The sequence below is a fragment of the Lacibacter sp. MH-610 genome, from assembly GCF_045780045.1.
Classification (GTDB): Bacteria; Bacteroidota; Bacteroidia; order Chitinophagales; family Chitinophagaceae; genus Lacibacter.
The window spans coordinates 1,033,592-1,049,815 of record NZ_CP116002.1 but is presented as its reverse complement, the minus strand read 5'-3'; the positions used below and the strand labels follow the sequence as shown (position 1 = coordinate 1,049,815).

Annotated in this window: 16 protein-coding genes; 9 read left to right on the top strand and 7 right to left on the bottom strand. The window is 40.9% G+C overall.

From position 1 onward, the window contains the following. Nucleotides 1-30: 30 nt before the first annotated feature. Entirely contained in the window at nucleotides 31-462 is a 432-nt protein-coding gene (locus PDL71_RS04755; RefSeq protein WP_407526069.1) for a hypothetical protein, read from the top strand. 39 nt (nucleotides 463-501) lie between these two features. Here the strand turns inward: PDL71_RS04755 and PDL71_RS04750 are convergent, their stop codons facing one another. Further along, nucleotides 502-1,575, bottom strand: coding sequence for a hypothetical protein (locus PDL71_RS04750; RefSeq protein ID WP_407526066.1), 1,074 nt, complete (start codon nucleotides 1,573-1,575; stop codon nucleotides 502-504). Nucleotides 1,576-1,684: 109 nt separating this feature from the next. Between PDL71_RS04750 and PDL71_RS04745 the strand changes: the two genes are divergently transcribed. Both PDL71_RS04745 and PDL71_RS04740 read left to right on the top strand, forming a co-directional pair. Next, nucleotides 1,685-2,164 (top strand): hypothetical protein, encoded by a 480-nt coding sequence (locus tag PDL71_RS04745; RefSeq protein WP_407526064.1) that lies wholly within the window; start codon nucleotides 1,685-1,687, stop codon nucleotides 2,162-2,164. Nucleotides 2,165-2,697: 533 nt separating this feature from the next. Next, nucleotides 2,698-3,165, top strand: coding sequence for a LuxR C-terminal-related transcriptional regulator (locus tag PDL71_RS04740; RefSeq protein ID WP_407526062.1), 468 nt, complete (start codon nucleotides 2,698-2,700; stop codon nucleotides 3,163-3,165). Nucleotides 3,166-3,177: 12 nt separating this feature from the next. On the opposite strand, the gene PDL71_RS04735 is transcribed toward PDL71_RS04740, so the two are convergent. From PDL71_RS04735 to PDL71_RS04720, 4 genes are all read right to left on the bottom strand, one after another. After that, the gene (locus PDL71_RS04735) at nucleotides 3,178-4,200 is read right to left on the bottom strand and encodes a PAS domain S-box protein (protein WP_407526059.1); all 1,023 of its coding nucleotides are present in this window, start codon (nucleotides 4,198-4,200) and stop codon (nucleotides 3,178-3,180) included. Nucleotides 4,201-4,345: 145 nt separating this feature from the next. Then, nucleotides 4,346-5,647: a hypothetical protein gene (locus tag PDL71_RS04730; protein WP_407526056.1), complete on the bottom strand. Its 1,302-nt coding sequence runs from the start codon at nucleotides 5,645-5,647 to the stop codon at nucleotides 4,346-4,348. 244 nt (nucleotides 5,648-5,891) lie between these two features. Beyond that, nucleotides 5,892-7,076: an acyltransferase family protein gene (locus PDL71_RS04725; protein WP_407526053.1), complete on the bottom strand. Its 1,185-nt coding sequence runs from the start codon at nucleotides 7,074-7,076 to the stop codon at nucleotides 5,892-5,894. 104 nt (nucleotides 7,077-7,180) lie between these two features. Next, a complete protein-coding gene (locus PDL71_RS04720) occupies nucleotides 7,181-8,233 on the bottom strand; it encodes an LLM class flavin-dependent oxidoreductase (RefSeq protein WP_407526051.1) in 1,053 nt (350 codons plus the stop codon). 254 nt (nucleotides 8,234-8,487) lie between these two features. On the opposite strand from PDL71_RS04720, the gene PDL71_RS04715 reads away from it, so the two are divergent. The 4 genes from PDL71_RS04715 to PDL71_RS04700 all read left to right on the top strand — a co-directional run bounded on the left by PDL71_RS04715 (nucleotide 8,488) and on the right by PDL71_RS04700 (nucleotide 10,579). Beyond that, nucleotides 8,488-8,754, top strand: coding sequence for an RNA recognition motif domain-containing protein (locus PDL71_RS04715; RefSeq protein ID WP_407526048.1), 267 nt, complete (start codon nucleotides 8,488-8,490; stop codon nucleotides 8,752-8,754). Between the two features lie 31 nt (nucleotides 8,755-8,785). After that, nucleotides 8,786-9,040, top strand: a complete 255-nt coding sequence (locus tag PDL71_RS04710; RefSeq protein WP_407526045.1) for a short-chain dehydrogenase — start codon at nucleotides 8,786-8,788, stop codon at nucleotides 9,038-9,040. An 18-nt stretch (nucleotides 9,041-9,058) separates the two neighbouring features. Continuing rightward, complete coding sequence (locus PDL71_RS04705) at nucleotides 9,059-9,433, top strand: hypothetical protein (RefSeq protein WP_407526042.1); 375 nt, start codon at nucleotides 9,059-9,061, stop codon at nucleotides 9,431-9,433. Nucleotides 9,434-9,505: 72 nt separating this feature from the next. After that, complete coding sequence (locus PDL71_RS04700; protein ID WP_407526039.1) at nucleotides 9,506-10,579, top strand: 3-oxoacyl-ACP synthase III family protein; 1,074 nt, start codon at nucleotides 9,506-9,508, stop codon at nucleotides 10,577-10,579. Here PDL71_RS04700 and PDL71_RS04695 read toward each other — a convergent pair. Continuing rightward, a complete protein-coding gene (locus PDL71_RS04695) occupies nucleotides 10,576-11,820 on the bottom strand; it encodes a DEAD/DEAH box helicase (protein WP_407526037.1) in 1,245 nt (414 codons plus the stop codon). The two genes, PDL71_RS04700 and PDL71_RS04695, sit on opposite strands and share 4 nt — an antisense overlap. A 330-nt stretch (nucleotides 11,821-12,150) precedes the next feature. Here PDL71_RS04695 and PDL71_RS04690 point away from each other — a divergent pair, with 330 nt between their 5' ends. After that, the gene (locus tag PDL71_RS04690; protein ID WP_407526034.1) at nucleotides 12,151-12,597 is read left to right on the top strand and encodes a cold shock domain-containing protein; all 447 of its coding nucleotides are present in this window, start codon (nucleotides 12,151-12,153) and stop codon (nucleotides 12,595-12,597) included. A gap of 56 nt (nucleotides 12,598-12,653) precedes the next feature. Here PDL71_RS04690 and PDL71_RS04685 read toward each other — a convergent pair whose 3' ends face one another. Continuing rightward, nucleotides 12,654-14,372: an amidohydrolase family protein gene (locus tag PDL71_RS04685; RefSeq protein ID WP_407526032.1), complete on the bottom strand. Its 1,719-nt coding sequence runs from the start codon at nucleotides 14,370-14,372 to the stop codon at nucleotides 12,654-12,656. A gap of 139 nt (nucleotides 14,373-14,511) precedes the next feature. On the opposite strand from PDL71_RS04685, the gene PDL71_RS04680 reads away from it, so the two are divergent. After that, nucleotides 14,512-16,152: a hypothetical protein gene (locus PDL71_RS04680; protein WP_407526029.1), complete on the top strand. Its 1,641-nt coding sequence runs from the start codon at nucleotides 14,512-14,514 to the stop codon at nucleotides 16,150-16,152. The last annotated feature ends 72 nt before the right edge of the window (nucleotides 16,153-16,224 follow it).

The following is a 16,224-nucleotide window of genomic DNA, read 5'->3' as shown; positions in this document are numbered from 1 at the left end:
GTTTTCCTCTGTGGTAAAAAACCAAACAACATGAAACAATTACTTTTTTCGATTATCCTGCTCAGCTTCATTGCCTGTAATAATGAAACTGCGAAAACAGAACCTTACACCAAAGAACGTGCAACTGTAAAATCAGGACCGGTAATAACGTATACTGAGTCAACAAGCAACGATGATTCAACCAATACACTTAAAGTGGAGTTATTTGAGCAAAAAGAATCACTCAAGTATGAAGTAAAGTTTTCGTACAACGGCACCAACGGTGAAAAGATTTTTTCGTACCCCAACCTCGGCTTTATGCCCAAACCCGGTTTAAAGAAAGGACCCAATCCCATGAGTTGCATTGTTGGTTTTTATGATGCTGACAGTACATTCATGGAACTCCGCATGATTGCTGTTGAAAACGGCAACCTTATGTACCGTCATTTGAAAGAATACCAGGTGGAGGAAACTAAAAAATAAAAAATGTAAAATCGAAAATGATTTTTCATTTTCGATTTTCTACTTTTCACTTCTTCTTACAAATCGTATCATAGCACTGCTGCCTTCTGTACTTTCTAAGTTGGCTGTGTAGCGTTGTTTGTTGATGTAAGCAATCATGTAGGAAGTATTAGGCGGAATAGCCCCTAAGTTCTCGGCTACCATCACCAGTTCATTGTTTTCAGTTAATTCATTCACTGCAAATTTTACAACATAAGGCTTATCACTCAGCTTTACATGCTCAAATACCAGTTTGTTGTTCATGAAGAGGGAAATACTGTCGCCGTCAATTTCTGCATTGTCGTAAAAGTGAATTTCAATGGTATCGCCTTCCAATGGCAATTCGGTAGTTAATACTTTTTTACGCTGCACAAATTTTTCTTCAATGGCCGGTGGTTTTGAAACCGCCACTGTTGGTTTGTTTTGCGGAGGTGCTGTAACAGGTGTATCCGCTTTTTGAATGGATTGTGAGGGTCGTTGTTGGGTAACTGCCGGTTCTGTTACAGGTTTCGGTTCTTGTTGCCGAGGTATTGGTACAGGTGCTGCGGTAACAACGGGTTCCTTTACAGGTTGATGCAATTGTGCAATACTGTCAATGATCTCCGGATTGTTTGCCCCAACAGTATAATTTTCAATCACCCAGTTCCACTCATCATCAAACTGCGTTTGTTCCACTTTATCGAGATGTAGTTCACCTTTGCTTTTAGTATTAGCTTTATGAACTGCCTTGCCATCTAATTTCATAATACCGCCACCCGGGCAATTAAAATCTGCTTCCATCAGCAACGGTGTTTCATTCGGGCTCAACACTCTGAAACCGGGGATTACCTGTTCCAGCAATACATCATCCCACCATACCACTTCATTGGTTTGCTGATTAAAGTATCCTTTTACACTATAACGCCTGTAATGATTACTGTTTTCATAATAGTAAGAGGTGCCCGCAATGCTATCGCCCTTCTGCACCAATTTCACTTCCATTTTTTGTGAACGCAACCCTGTACCGATCTTTCCTTTCCACACACCGGTAATCATTTGCGCCTGCATGGCAATATTACACATCAATAAACAGAGGGAAATAAAAATTGTCTTCATGCAAGGTTGGTATGTGGTTAAAACGGAGTGTTTACAGGTTTTATTTTGCAGTAATGTTAAACTTTCAACAAAACAAAAACAGGTTAGTATTTCTCCTGAACTTTAAAATATGGCAGCAGCAAATCTTACATTAATCAATGCCCTGCGGGAAACAGCTCAGCGTTTACGCAACGGCGCCCATTATGCATGGGGTAATCATGGATCCTGTAATTGCGGCAATCTCACACAGGTAGTTACCAAACTTAGTAAAGAAGAAATTCTGCAGTATGCGCATACCGGCATTGGTGAGTGGACGGAGCTCGCAGAAGACTATTGCGGTGTTACCGATGCACCGGCAGGCTTGCTCATTACCAAACTGCAACAGGTTGGTTTAACACCCAGTGATATTCATAACCTTGAGTATTTAGAAGATAAAAAAGTTTTAGAACGCTTGCCCGGTGGTTTCCGTTGGTTGCAACGGAATGTGAGAGAAGATGTGATTATATATTTTGAAACGTATGCAACTTTACTTGAGGAACAACTGGTCGATTCAGTTGAAATTAACATGATGGAACTTTTAACACCATCTGAAACAGTAGCAGTTAGTTAGTCTTTATATCAGCACAACCCCGGTGTTCGTGCCGGGGTTTTATTTGAAATATCTATGAAGTACATCAACCACTTTCTATACTGAAAGTGGTTTTTTTATAGTTGATTGTTTTTCAGCTTCTAACAAATTATCCTATCAAAAATGGAATAAGTGAAAACCTGTAAGAATGTGCTAAATAAGGTTCACATAAATTTCTATTCGTAATTCTTTGTTTTCTTTGCGTAAAATCCACGGGTAAAATTCCGCAGCTTGTTAACATCCGTTGTTGTTTTACATGTGAAGTTCAGTTTTATCCGCTTAGCAATATTTCCTGAAGAGGTATTGTAAAGCAAGAATCCGGAAATGCGCATCCACAAAAAGTAAAACTGCAAATGAAGAAATTTTTAATTGTTGATGATCACGAGATCGTAAGAAAAGGGGTTAAACAAATTTTATCAGAACTGTATTTTCCCTGTACTATCTAGGAAGCGTTTAATGAGGAGAGCGCATTACAAGAGCTCAAGGAACACAATTTCCAACTCGTTCTGCTGGATGTGCAGTTGCCCGATACAAATCCGTTAAATCTTGTTGAATTTATACGCATCAACCAACCCGAAGCGAAGGTGTTGATTTTTTCAATGGGCGCTGAAAACATTTATGCCAAACGCTTTCTCAAAGCCGGCGCCATGGGTTTTGTTTCAAAAAAATCCGGGTTAGAAGAATTAAAAAAAGGAATTGACCTGGCGTTGAACAACAGGCGTTACATCAGTGATACACTTGCAGAGCTGTTGGCAACAGAATCAAACAATGACCGCATGGGCAATCCTTTTGAAAGGCTTACTGCAAGAGAAATGGAAATTGCCAATCTCTTAATCAATGGTAAGTCAGTAAGTGAAATCGGCGAACAGCTTCACCTCAGCGTTTCCACCGTAGGTACACACAAAGCAAGATTGTTTGATAAATTAGGAATTGAAAACCTGGCTCAACTTTTTGAGCTCAACCGTGTTTATCAATCCATGTAATACATAACGAATCTATTTTGGAATCATTACACGGATTGTTGTTCCATAGCCATTACCACTGGTGATATAAAAAGAACCCCCAAAGGAAATAACACGTTCCTTCATATTCTTAATCCCTGCTTCATCAGGCACAGCATCAATCATAAAACCTTTGCCATCATCTCGTATATGTAAAACAAATTGATTTTCTTCTTCGTTTAATTCAACAATCGCCGATGTAGCCCCGGAATGCTGGGCAATATTATTCAGTGCATCCTGTACTACTCTGAACAGATCCAGTTTGATTTCTTTTGATAATGTTTTTCCAGCTGTATTGCCGGTTAATTTACAAGGGATATTATTGAGTACGCTGAACTCACTGCAATACCACTGCAGTGTTTCATAAAACCCGATATCATGAATCATGGAAGGGCTGAGTGAAAAAGACATGCGCCGGATAGTGACCATCATTTTATCCAAGGCCTGTGCGGCGTGCGTTAATTGTTCAACCACAGAGGATGGCAAATCTGATTCCCACCGGAGTACCCATTGCAGATCAATTTTTATAACCGCTGCCAGTTGCGCCAGGTCTTCCTGCAACTCCACAGATAGATTTTTCATATCCTTCTCCAGGCTGGTTTTAAAATGCGAAGCCAGAGAACGGTACTGCTCATACTTGGCCTGCAGCTGCTGTTCCATACGGCGCCGATCTGTAACATCTTTAGCAATTGCAAAAACCAATTCTTTATCTGGAAAATAAACAGCTGTCCAATCCAGCCAGATAATTTCACCCGATTTCTTGATATACCGGTTTTGAAAATTAATCATGGGAGATCCGTTCAGCAATAACTGGCGTTGGGCACCGGTACGCTCCCGGTCATCGGGATGCATGAAGGAGAAGACAGGAGTGGCAAGCAACTCTTCTTCTGTATAGCCTAATTTTTCGATGGTAGCCTTGTTTATTTTCTTGAAATAACCTTCTTTGTCGGCTATACAAACAAGATCAGGCGTCATTTCAAAAAATGGCAGCAACTCTAATGTGGATTCATTTAACATCCTAAAACAATTGATAGTTAGGGCAGCCGCTAATATATAACAGGAACTCTATTAAAGTTGTAGAATATTTACTACCTGTTCTTGTAATGACAGAATGTAATTGATTATCAAATGAAAAAAAGAAAGATTTTTTTAAACAATCGGTTTAATGATCTCTCACCGGCTCTTTATACATCCATTTTGATTGATCTGAAACAGAACGGATCAACTCTTTGTAATAAACAGAATCAATACCATATTGCCGCATCAGTATTCTTGTTTGTTGGATATACTGATCTGTTAACTGCCGGTGGGCTGTTATTAATGCAGCCGGCAACAAATGTGTTTTATGCTGTTGTTCAAAAATCTGCCATTCCTGATTCCAGTTATCGTTCTTTAGCAAAGCCTGTTCAACTCTTTTACTGTTAGCCGGTTGTTGTTCCGCTATACTATCCGGATGAATATTGCGGTTGTACTTCGACTCCAGTAGATAATAGTACAGCTTAGGTGTTCCGTTAAAACGTGGTTCATCACTTTTCACAAGAAGTGAAGAAGGTTTCCATCCCTTTTCAAGAGCCAGTACAATCAGCTTACTGAAAACCGGAGAATCGGCTGATCCTGCAAATCCATCGGTAATAAATGACGGCAGCTGCTTAAATAACTCCTGTGTGTGTTGTGCATACCAGTTGATAACCTGTTGCTGATTGGATGCCGTTGGCAAACTTTGCTGAATCATTGCTTTAATACGTTCATCTTTTGTGGTTTGCCATTCATTTGCTAAAAAATCAAAAACTGTTGTATTCTTATGCAGCAGTAAAGCCTGCAAAAGAAGACGTTTATCAATTTCATCCTTTGCAGTACGGTATTCATTCATCACATTCTGCATCGTAGCACTATCGCCTGTTATGAGCAGTTGTCGTGCTGCTTTTTGAAGTAACCAGGAAGGATGGTTCCGGTAAAAATCCATTTTTGCATGAAGCTGCAACGGATTCCACTCCCACTCACTGTTATTAACGATTTGTACAAACTGCTCTAATTGTACGTTGAGAGATGGATTTCTGTTGCTGAGCAGGCATTGATAGTAACCTGAATCTTTATCATCTAACTCCATGGAGCCCAATAAACGAAAGGCGGCACTGCTTACCCAACTGTCAGCACTTTTGGTTAACTCCATCGCCTTCCTGTAAATAAGTAAAGCCGTATCATAAGGACCCGTACCTTTTAAGGAGTCGTATTTCAAAACTTTCTGATCCCTGTACTCAAAGGATAAACAGGCTAACGCATTATATTGCTCTTCCCGGTTAGAGCTTTGCAACATCTTATAGTAGTCGCCGTTTTCATAACCGGGAACTTCGATGTAATAATAGCCCACATTCATTTCATTGCCATTGCACCCATCGGCAGATGTAAAAAGTGCAATAATACCCACCAGTATAATGACCCGCCAAACAGAAGAAAATGTTCTCATTTTATTTTATTGAAAGAGAAAGGTACTTCGCTGCCAATAGCTGTTTATATGACGCCCGTTTTACAGTTGTTTGAGTAAGATCAGTAAAAGGAGTTTTTAACTCAACACGTCATATAGTTTGAACGTGTTTTTTACTTGCATCTGTGTCAATGAGATATGATGAATGCTTTATGAAAACCCACATCCGCATCCAGGTTCTTAAATAAAGAATATTCTACTAAAAACAGCAGTAGCCGGAACCGTTTTATAAACTATTAATCCCTGCCTTACCGCTGCTATTTTCAGACCCACTTCCGGTCCATTTAAGCCCATATAAAATCCGGGTAATGATGAATCTTTTAATAATTCCGTTATACAACAGGTAAAGGCTGACAAAACAAAGTATGATCAAGATCGGCAGCTTAACTGCAATCGGCAATGACCATTGTACCAGGTAATACCCGAATGCAACGATTAATGTTTGATGCAAAATATAAAATGGATATACTGCTTCATTAGCGTATTGTAAAAAGCGATTACTGAAGTTGAGATATTTCTTTGCAAAGCCTGCTATTGTAAGAATCATACACCAAATGTGAAGAGAGTTCGCTATACCATAAACAGAAAGCCTGGGCCCCTGCTGTTTGGGCAAATCCATTAGCCACCAGTGATTCACCATTAAATAAGCACCACAGGCGATTGCAATAATCAGAAACAGATAACGATGCCGTTCACAGCTCGCCCAGAATTGTTCCTTTCCGCCAAGAACATATCCATAGAACAATAATGTAAGAGAATATACAAACAGGAACCAATCATCCAGCAAACTTTGTTGTTCAGGATAAGATAAATACAACGTGAAGTAATAATAAGTAAAAGGAAGTACGATCACTAACAAAAGAAAAGGATTGGAAAGCCATGCTGCTGCTTTTTGCTTCATCATTGCCAGCCATTTGATCTTGAACAAAGCAAATACCGGCAGCAGCAATAAACAAAACACAAAAAGATAAACTACAAACCACATATGGCTCCATGTTAAACTACCATCAGGATATGGAACCATTTCCCAAACTGTTGGATAGAAATCAGCATAAGAACCACTGATCTTGCCACGCTGTAATTTTTCAAAATACACCTGCAGCGGAATGGTAAAAAACATGGCAAACAAAAGCGGAATAAACAAACGCACCATACGTTCGCCGGCAAATTTGATTACAGAACGTTTTTGCAATGAATAGTGAATGCCAACGCCTGAGATAAAAAACAAAAGCGGAATACGCCATTGATGCATCCACCAGATAAGACGGCTCAGCCCCATGGAAGTATCTTCATTTTTTACTTCCCAGCCAAAGATCACAAAGGGCATGGCGCAATGAAAAAAGATGAGCAGAAAAAAAGCAAGTACCCGTATCCAGTCAATATAATACCTGCGTTGAACAGCCTGTTGCATAGTGGTTGATTTAAAAGTGGAACTTCTGTGATACGGATGAACAGAACAGAAGTTACAAATTACTCTGCCCACTTAACCTGGCACATTATACTGCATTATAGATTTTATAAAGTAGTGGCTGAAACCCGTGTTTTCAATGCCTCCCGCACTTTTGGAGCAATCTTGCTTCCATATATTTCAATCGACTTCATGAGTTCTTTATGAGAAGGGCCACCCACATCCATATGTGCAGAAAAACGGGTGAGGCCGAACAACTCATGCAGGTATAAAATTTTATCAATCGCTTCAGCAGCATCGCCTATAATCAGGTGACCATTGCGTTGCCTGCCTGCATCATATACAGAACGTTCATAAGGAGGCCAGCCCCTGGTGCTTCCCACACGGTTCATCTGTGCTGCATAAACAGGATAATATGCATCAGCAATCGCTCTGTTGTTTTCACCAAAAAAAGCATGAATATGAACTCCCACCTGTAAAGCATCTTTTTCATTTCCAAAATGCTGCCATGCTTTTTTATAATACTCAAATAAGGGTTTGAATTGTACAGGACTTCCCCCGATGATGGCAAACATAACAGGCAAGCGATACTTTGCAGCACGCACCACACTTTCCGGTGTGCCACCCACAGCAATCCACATGTTGAGATGATCATTTACAGCACGGGGAAGCACCTGCTGATTATTAAGCGCTGCACGGAACTTTCCTTTCCAGGTAACAGGATTATTATGATTGATTTTGGTAAGCAGGTCCAGCTTTTCTTCAAACAGCTCATCATAATCTTCCAGCTTATAACCAAACAAAGGATAGGATTCAATAAAACTGCCTCTGCCGGCCATTAACTCTGCCCGGCCGTTACTGAGTAAATCAATGGTGGCAAAATTCTGGTAAAGCTTTACAGGATCAGAGGAACTGAGTACAGAAACAGCGCTGCCTAGTTTTATTTGTTTGGTTACAGTTGCTGCAGCCGCTAATACAATTTCCGGTGAGGATACAGCATAATCAGGACGGTGATGCTCGCCAATACCAAAAAAATCAAGCCCCACTTCATCCATCAGTTTAATTTCTTCTATGAGTTCTTGTAAGCGCTCACCTGTTGATAGCGGCTTTCCATTACTGTCGTAATGATTATCACCAAACATGCCTACACCCAGTTCCATAAAATAATTTTTACTGCAAAGTTAGGTTCATACACATAATCGGATGATGAAGCTTATTGTTGTTTTCTTTATCTAACCTCCCGGTATTTGCTGCTCTATCAAAAACTAAATACAGTTTTTCGCAGCAAAAACGCTACCTTTATTAAGTTCACTTGAGTTTCATCTTCTGTAATCGAATAATCGTTCTACCGGTTTTTTATATTCTTCCTTTACACCAGTAGCATCTCAATTTTTTAAAACTTAAATGTTGTTGTATGAACTTGTACGTATCAAACCTCGGATTCAATACCGGGGATGAAGAATTGAAGAATCTCTTTCTGCCTTATGGCTCTGTTTCTTCTGCCAAGGTAATTATGGACCGGGTCATGAATAAAAGCCGTGGCTTTGGTTTTGTAGAAATGCCGGATGATGCAGCAGCCGCTAAGGCAATGAACGAACTCAATGGCACCATGGCCGATGGCCGTTCCATCAAAATAACCGAAGCACGCCCCCGTGAGGATAGACCCCGCAATAAATGGTAATCACACTCTTCAACCCTTAAAACAACTTTACATGACCAACGATATCATTGAAAAATTCATTGAGAAAAAAGTGAAGAAACATGCCCGTGTAAATATTCACTTCAAGCAAAGATCTACCGTAAAAGGTGTGTTTCTGCAAACAGCCGATTACGAAGAACTGAAATCAAAAAACTTCTGGCGCATTGTTACTGAAAGCAATAATGAGGAATGGAAACGGACAGGCGATGCCAACCTGGCCCGTATATTTAATGGCGCTGAATTTACAAGACTTTCGGAAGCCGAATAAACCATCAAAACAATTACTATGTTTTCACAAACCTGGAAGAAGTATTTGCCTTTGCTCACTTTGTTCTTAAAGAAATCAGCAAACGGTCCGCAGACCATTCAACTCAACCAGACTGATTTTGAAAGAGCGCTTGGCGGCCGCAAACTCAAGCTGAGTTTTTCAAGAATGGAAATCAACAAAGGGCGCATGAACAACCTGCTCAAGAATACAGCACTGGCTAAAGAACTGGCAGATGTACTGTTAGATGATCCCGTAACAAGCAAATTGCTGCGTACCCGTAATGTAAGTTTTAGCTTTAATGGCAACAGTGAACTCTCCATTACGGATGAAACACCTTTAGCAGTTGAAACAGGTAATCTTGAAGAAACAGTTGATTCAGAAGCAAACGATTAATTATATTAGAGCCCATTTTAAACCTATCTGCTTCCTGCATTATTTGCAAGAGCAGATTTTTTGTTCAAGGCAATGAAACAAACGATTATAACCGGCAGCGGATCCTATATTCCTGCCACCATTAAAACCAATGCTGATTTTGCAGCCTCAGCTTTTTACAGCGAAACAGGCAAACTGCTGGATACACCGCCAGAAGATGTGGTGCAGAAATTCAAACAGATTACCGGCATTGAAGAAAGAAGGTATGCTGATGATCAACTCAATGCTTCTGATTTAGGTGCCCTCGCTGCAAAAGAAGCCATTGCCAACAGTGGTATTGATGCTGAAGAAATTGATCTGCTTATTGCCGCTCACAATTTTGGCAATGTGTACAAACACACCATACAAACTGATGCAGTGCCTTCACTGGCCAGCCTGATCAAACATCAACTGCAGATAAAAAATCCCAACTGCGTGGCTTATGATGTTTTGTTTGGTTGCCCCGGTTGGTTGCAGGGAGTTATTATTGCCCATGCTTATTTTAATGCGGGCATGGCAAAAAAAGCATTGATTATAGGTACAGAAACTTTATCAAGAGTGATTGACGTACACGACCGTGACAGTATGATTTTCAGCGATGGTGCCGGTGCAACTGTATTGGAGTATCTTGATACAGGAACTTCTCACCAGGGAATCCTCGGCTGCTGTGCACAAACACATGCCGTTGATGAAGTGAACTACATTAACATGGGTTGCTCCTATAAACCCGGCAGTGATGAGCGGGTTCGTTATATTAAAATGAAAGGCCGCAAAGTGTATGAATATGCAATGACGCATGTGCCTGCTGCCATGAAAGCCTGCCTCGATGAAAGCGGTATTTCCATTCATGAATTGAAAAAAGTATTCATTCACCAGGCCAATGAAAAAATGGATGATGGCATCATCAAACGTTTATACCATCTCTACGGCATCAACGAAGTACCGGAAAATATTATGCCCATGAGTATTCATTGGCTCGGCAACAGTTCTGTAGCCACGGTTCCTACCTTGTACGATCTAGTTCAAAAAGGAGAAGCCCCGCCCCATCAACTGGAGCCGGGCGATGTAATTTTATTTGCATCCGTTGGCGCCGGCATGAATATCAATGCCGTATGTTACCGCTATTAACGCTGGGTAAACGTTCTGCCTCTGGGTCTTCGCATTTGTGAACTGAAATTGCGGAAAGTTGATGAACCGGATGCTGCAGGTGTTGTTACAGCATGCATAGACGGCACATCAAATTCATGGCCCTTTACAACCGGAATCTGCTTATTAATGAGTTTCTGAATATCCGTTAAAAAAGTTTTTTCACTCCAGTCGCAAAAAGAAAAAGCCGTGCCATCTGCTCCCGCTCTTCCGGTACGGCCAATGCGGTGCACATAGGTTTCAGGTACATTAGGCAACTCATAATTGAGTACATGTGTAAGCTCATCAATATCAATTCCACGGGCAGCGATATCTGTAGCCACAAGTACACGTGTTTTACGGTTCTTGAAATTTTTTAAAGCTGCCTGTCTTGCATTTTGTGATTTATTACCATGAATGGCTTCTGCATTGATGCCGGCCTTTTGCAATTGCTTGCACAATTTATCAGCCGCATGTTTCATTTGGGTAAACACGAGCAAGGTTTCAATACTTCCATCTTTCAGCAGTTCCAGCAAAAGAGATTGCTTGTGGTGTTTCTCTACATAATACACGGATTGCTGAATCATTTCTGCTGTGGAGGAAACCGGTGTTACTTCCACCTTTACGGGGTTACGTAAAAGAATGGAAGCAAGATGTTTGATTTCTGTGGGCATGGTAGCAGAAAAGAACAAGGTTTGTTTCTGATGCGGCAGGTGTGCAATAATGCGTTTTACATCCTGCACAAAACCCATGTCCAGCATACGGTCTGCTTCATCCAATACAAAGTATTTTATACTGCTGAGCGACACTACACCTTGCTGCATTAAATCCAGCAAACGGCCGGGTGTGGCAACGATGATATCCAGACCTTTTTTAATAGCATTCACCTGTGCCTGTTGTGGTACACCTCCAAATACAACATGATGTTTTAACGGAAGGTAACGGCCATAAGCAGCAATGCTTTCACCAATCTGTATGGCCAGTTCACGGGTGGGCGTAAGGATAAGTGTATGTAATTGCGGATGCGCCGGTCTTGTTTGTTGTTTTTCTTCAAACATTAACTGCAACAGCGGCAATGTAAAAGCGGCTGTTTTTCCGGTGCCGGTTTGTGCACATCCTAATAAATCCCTGCGTTCTAAAATTGCAGGTATGGATTGTGCCTGTACAGGTGTGGGTGTAGTGTACCCTTCTTTGCTGAGGGCCTGTAATACAGGCTCAATCAGCTGTAATTCTTTAAAAGTCACGATTCTTATTTTATATTAAAAATTGTGATAAGGCTATCAGCAGGTGCTGATACATTATCCGCCTTAGGTTATGCATCACAATATTTGAGAGGGATCACAAACAGAGGGAGTACTAACGGTAAGAGCAGCAAAGCTACGGTTTTATCGGCAGAAGCCCGTTTTTATTTTAAAACCGTCATTGACTACATAATAAACGTTCAAAGGATAGATTTATTACTAAGCTTAATTCAGTTACCTTTAGGGCATCTGCCGAAATCACTCATCATTTTTTCTCCAGATAGGTTGTAAGCACAATCTTTATTCATCCTTAAATCAATCCTTACAGTTCATATGGCAGAAACCTGGAATAAAAAAGAAAGAGAGAAAAAAAAGCAACAGCAGAAAAAAGAAAAAGCTGAAAAAAAAGCACAACGCAAAGAAGATGCAAAAGGGAAAGGCATTGATGATATGATGGCCTACCTGGATGAGAACGGTAATCTTTCCGCCACCCCACCCGATCCCAAAAAAGCAAAGAAATTCAAACTGGAAGATATTGAGATTGGTGTACCCAAAGCAGCAGATATCGATCCGGCTGACCTGATACGAACCGGTACCGTTACTTTTTTTAATGATTCCAAAGGATACGGTTTTATCAAGGACCTTAAAACACAGGAAAGTATTTTTGTACACCTCAATAACTTACTGGAAGCCGTAGGCGAAAAAGATAAAGTACAGTTTGAAGTGGAGATGGGCCCTAAAGGCGCCAGTGCAGTACGGGTGAAGAAGGCCACTGTGTAGCCTGCTTCATCTTTAAAGAGCAAGTACTCCATGAATGTAATGATGCGTTCCTGCTTCTACTGTATAAACTCCACTTTCTGAATTTTTCCTTTGGAAATGGTATAGATGGCAATAGCCCTTACCGGTTTGTTTCCAAAGCCGCTCACACTTTCATGGTCAATGATCACATTCCCCTGGATAATACGGTTAACCAGTTCACAATGCAATTGTGTTACCTGCTGAAACATGCCGGTGTACATCTTCCGCATTTCTTCTTTTCCTTTGCCCATCAGCTTGCCGGGATATTCATACAGCTCCACACTATCACTGTAAGGAATTAAGAACGCATCAATATTTCTTGCATTATAGGCCGCCAGTTGCTGATCTACCAGCAACTGAGGTGTAACCGGCAGCAGTGTATCTTTTTTAATCCACTTGCCCCGGTTCATCACAAAATCAAAATCATTTACATAGGCCAGGCTGTCAAACGGATTTTTATTCAGCAATAAAAAATTCGCCAGTTTGTTGGGTGCTATACTTCCTGTTTCAGCTTCTTTACCAAAACCCATTGCTGCATTATACGTACAGGAGCGCAACACCTGTGCATTGCTCATGCCGCTTTTTCGCATCACCATTAACTCTGTGTACAAACCGGAGGCATGCATGGTGCCGATATTACCCGCATCAGTACCCGCAACAATGTTGATACCTGCATCCGTCACCCGCTTGATGTTTTGCCAAATGACAGTATCCGTTTTATCATGCAGCTTTACTGCTTTTGCATAACCTTTATAATCAAACCCAATCTCTTTTGCCTTTAAGTGTTTCAGGTCAAATAGCTGATTCACGATAAAAGGATGGGCATAGGTCAAATCATGCGTGGTAATATCATTTTGCTGTGTAAATACTTCACGGTATTTTTTAGCTACAATGGCTGTCGGTATATAGGTAACGTTTTTCTCCTTCATCTGCTTTAAAAACGCATCATCCAGTAATTGGTCATCTACACTGTGTACTAAAATATCAGCACCGGCTTCCACCGCCAGCTTTGCAGTTTCATATTCAGTAGCATGCACACAAACTTTCAGTCCGTTTTTATGGGTCTCATCAATGGCAGCTTTTACAATGGGTAAAGTAGCAGCAGCTTTTTGACCGGGATTGACGATGTACCAGATTTTGATAAAGTCAGGTTTGAAGGGTATTTGTTTGCGTACCAGCTCTCTTGCCTCTTCTTCATTGTTCACTTTAATAATAGGCGGATCCTTTTTATCAAGATTGGGTGGCTGATACGTTGAAATCAACGGACCGGTTACCCATGCACCGGGACTATTACTGTTCTCACTATTCTTTTTTCGAACGTCATAATTACTCATAGGTCCGCCAACATCTGCTACAGTGGTGATACCACAGGCGAGGTAGCGGCGCATGAGATCATTGTGATTTTCCCTGATCCACTGCTGATCGTTTTCATAGGGATATACTTTACCAAGATTCAATCCATCAGGCCTTGTGTACAAACCACCGCTCTGGAAAAAATGAATATGCCCATCCACCATACCGGGCATGATGAACTTACCGGTACCATCCACCACTTTTACACTATCCGGCAATTTAGTTTTTGCATTGTACTTTGTTACCTGAATAATTTTTTCGCCCTGTACCACAACCGTTTGAGCAGGCTGCAGTTTACCATCTTTGGTATTAACGATGGCTACATTATTGATCCAGGTAGTTTGCTGTGAAAACGCAGCGCCTGCCAGCAGCAGCAACAGGCAGGTGAAAGCAGATGATCGCATGTTGTAAGAGTTATTAAAGAAAGATAAGCAGAAAGAATGAATTTCTGTAACCGGGCCTTACAGCAAAAAACATTTTCACCACCCTTGCAGTATCGGTAAAAAAATAAACTAACTTACTCGTGAAGCAATTGCCCGGCACATGAATCAATCTGCAACATCAGTACAACAACTTTTTTCCTTACGTCGTTCCTTTAGCCAAGTGGAGACTGCCGGGAAACTTAAATTGCTTAATGCTGTTGATGTACAGAACCTCAAAAACAAAACGGTTCTTCAATTATACCATGATACGTTGCTGTTTCTTATAGCCTATGCTGATAATAAACAGGTGTACAAACTGGCGCAACAAAAACTGGAGGAACTGCAACTATACATTCAATCAAACGAAACTATCCAATACCGTTTGTACAATACCGGCATCACCGGTACAAAGCTCTGTGCGGCTTTTGGTTTTGAAATCACCAAATGGCTGCGAAAGCGATACCCCACAAACATCCGTATTGATTCCTTTGAAGCACCCGAAGCACAACTGCAATCCATTGTTTGTGCTATGATGACCAAACTGGAATCAGAAATTTTACAGGACTCTTATTTTACGTGGCAGGAATGGATGGAACGGAGTTTGGCACCCGGCGAAACTATTCTGGATGGATTACTTTCTGTGTTTGATAACAACAACACCAGACCTGAAGTGAAAGATGAACTCTGGACGGCCTTGGGTGTGAATACTGAAATTCAAATCACCACACCTATCGGTTTACCTGCATCGTTGATACAACCTTATTTTCATAAAGAGTTGTTGCGCAAGCCAACAAAACTTTTACCTCCTACCAAAGCCATAAAAGTAAAACTGAATGATGCTGAAGCTGCCGCTGTTCTTGATTGCAGTCGCATGATTTTAGTACGGCACCTGCGGGAGATAGACCCCATCAGTTTTACAGATGCAAGATTTGTTTCTTATTATCAATTACCAAGAGGATTGAGTATTGCATTGATGGAAATGATTCCGGAGCGTCGTCATCCTATAGACAGCTATATGGGTTATACCGTTTTTAAGAATGGCTTGCCTGTAGCTTATGCCGGTTCCTGGTTGTTGTTTGACAGCGGAAGGATTGGTCTCAATATTTTTCCTGCTTACCGTGGCGGTGAATCACAATACATTTTTCAGCAGATACTGGAGGTACATGCACAGGTGTACAAACTGAAACGATTTACAGTAGATCCTTACCAGATTGGTGGTAAGAACAGTGATGGTATCAACTCAGGTGCGTTCTGGGTGTATTATCATGCCGGTTTTCGCCCGATGGAACAAGAACAATTGCAATTAGCAAACAGCGAAGCAGAAAAAATAAAAACCATCAAAGGGTATCGAAGCCCTGCAGCGGTATTAAAGCAATTAGCCAAAACCAAAATGGAATTGCTGCAGCAAAAAAAGAGTGTGCAGTTTGATGCCAATGATCTGAGTTTAGCATATGCTGCTATACTTCAAAAGCAGTTCAAAAACAACAGGATCAAATTTGAAAAAGACATAGCGAAACAACTGGCATCTATCTTGAAATTAACGATTGCTGATGTCCCGATGCTGGAGTTTACGGTACAGAACTGGGCACTGCTGTTGATGGGGCACAAAAAAGAACTGCAACAAAACCAGGCGCTTAAAAAATCATTAAAAGAATTGTTCCTGCTCAAAGCAAAGGGTAATGAAACAGCTTATCATTTTTTGTTGCAAAAGAATCAGGTACTGAGAGGATGGCTGGAGGAATTAGTGAAAGGGGTTGATTAATTTTTGAATCTTTTATAATCTAAGAGAAAGAGCAAATTTTTTTACTACTCAAAACATTTACCGGTGCATGCA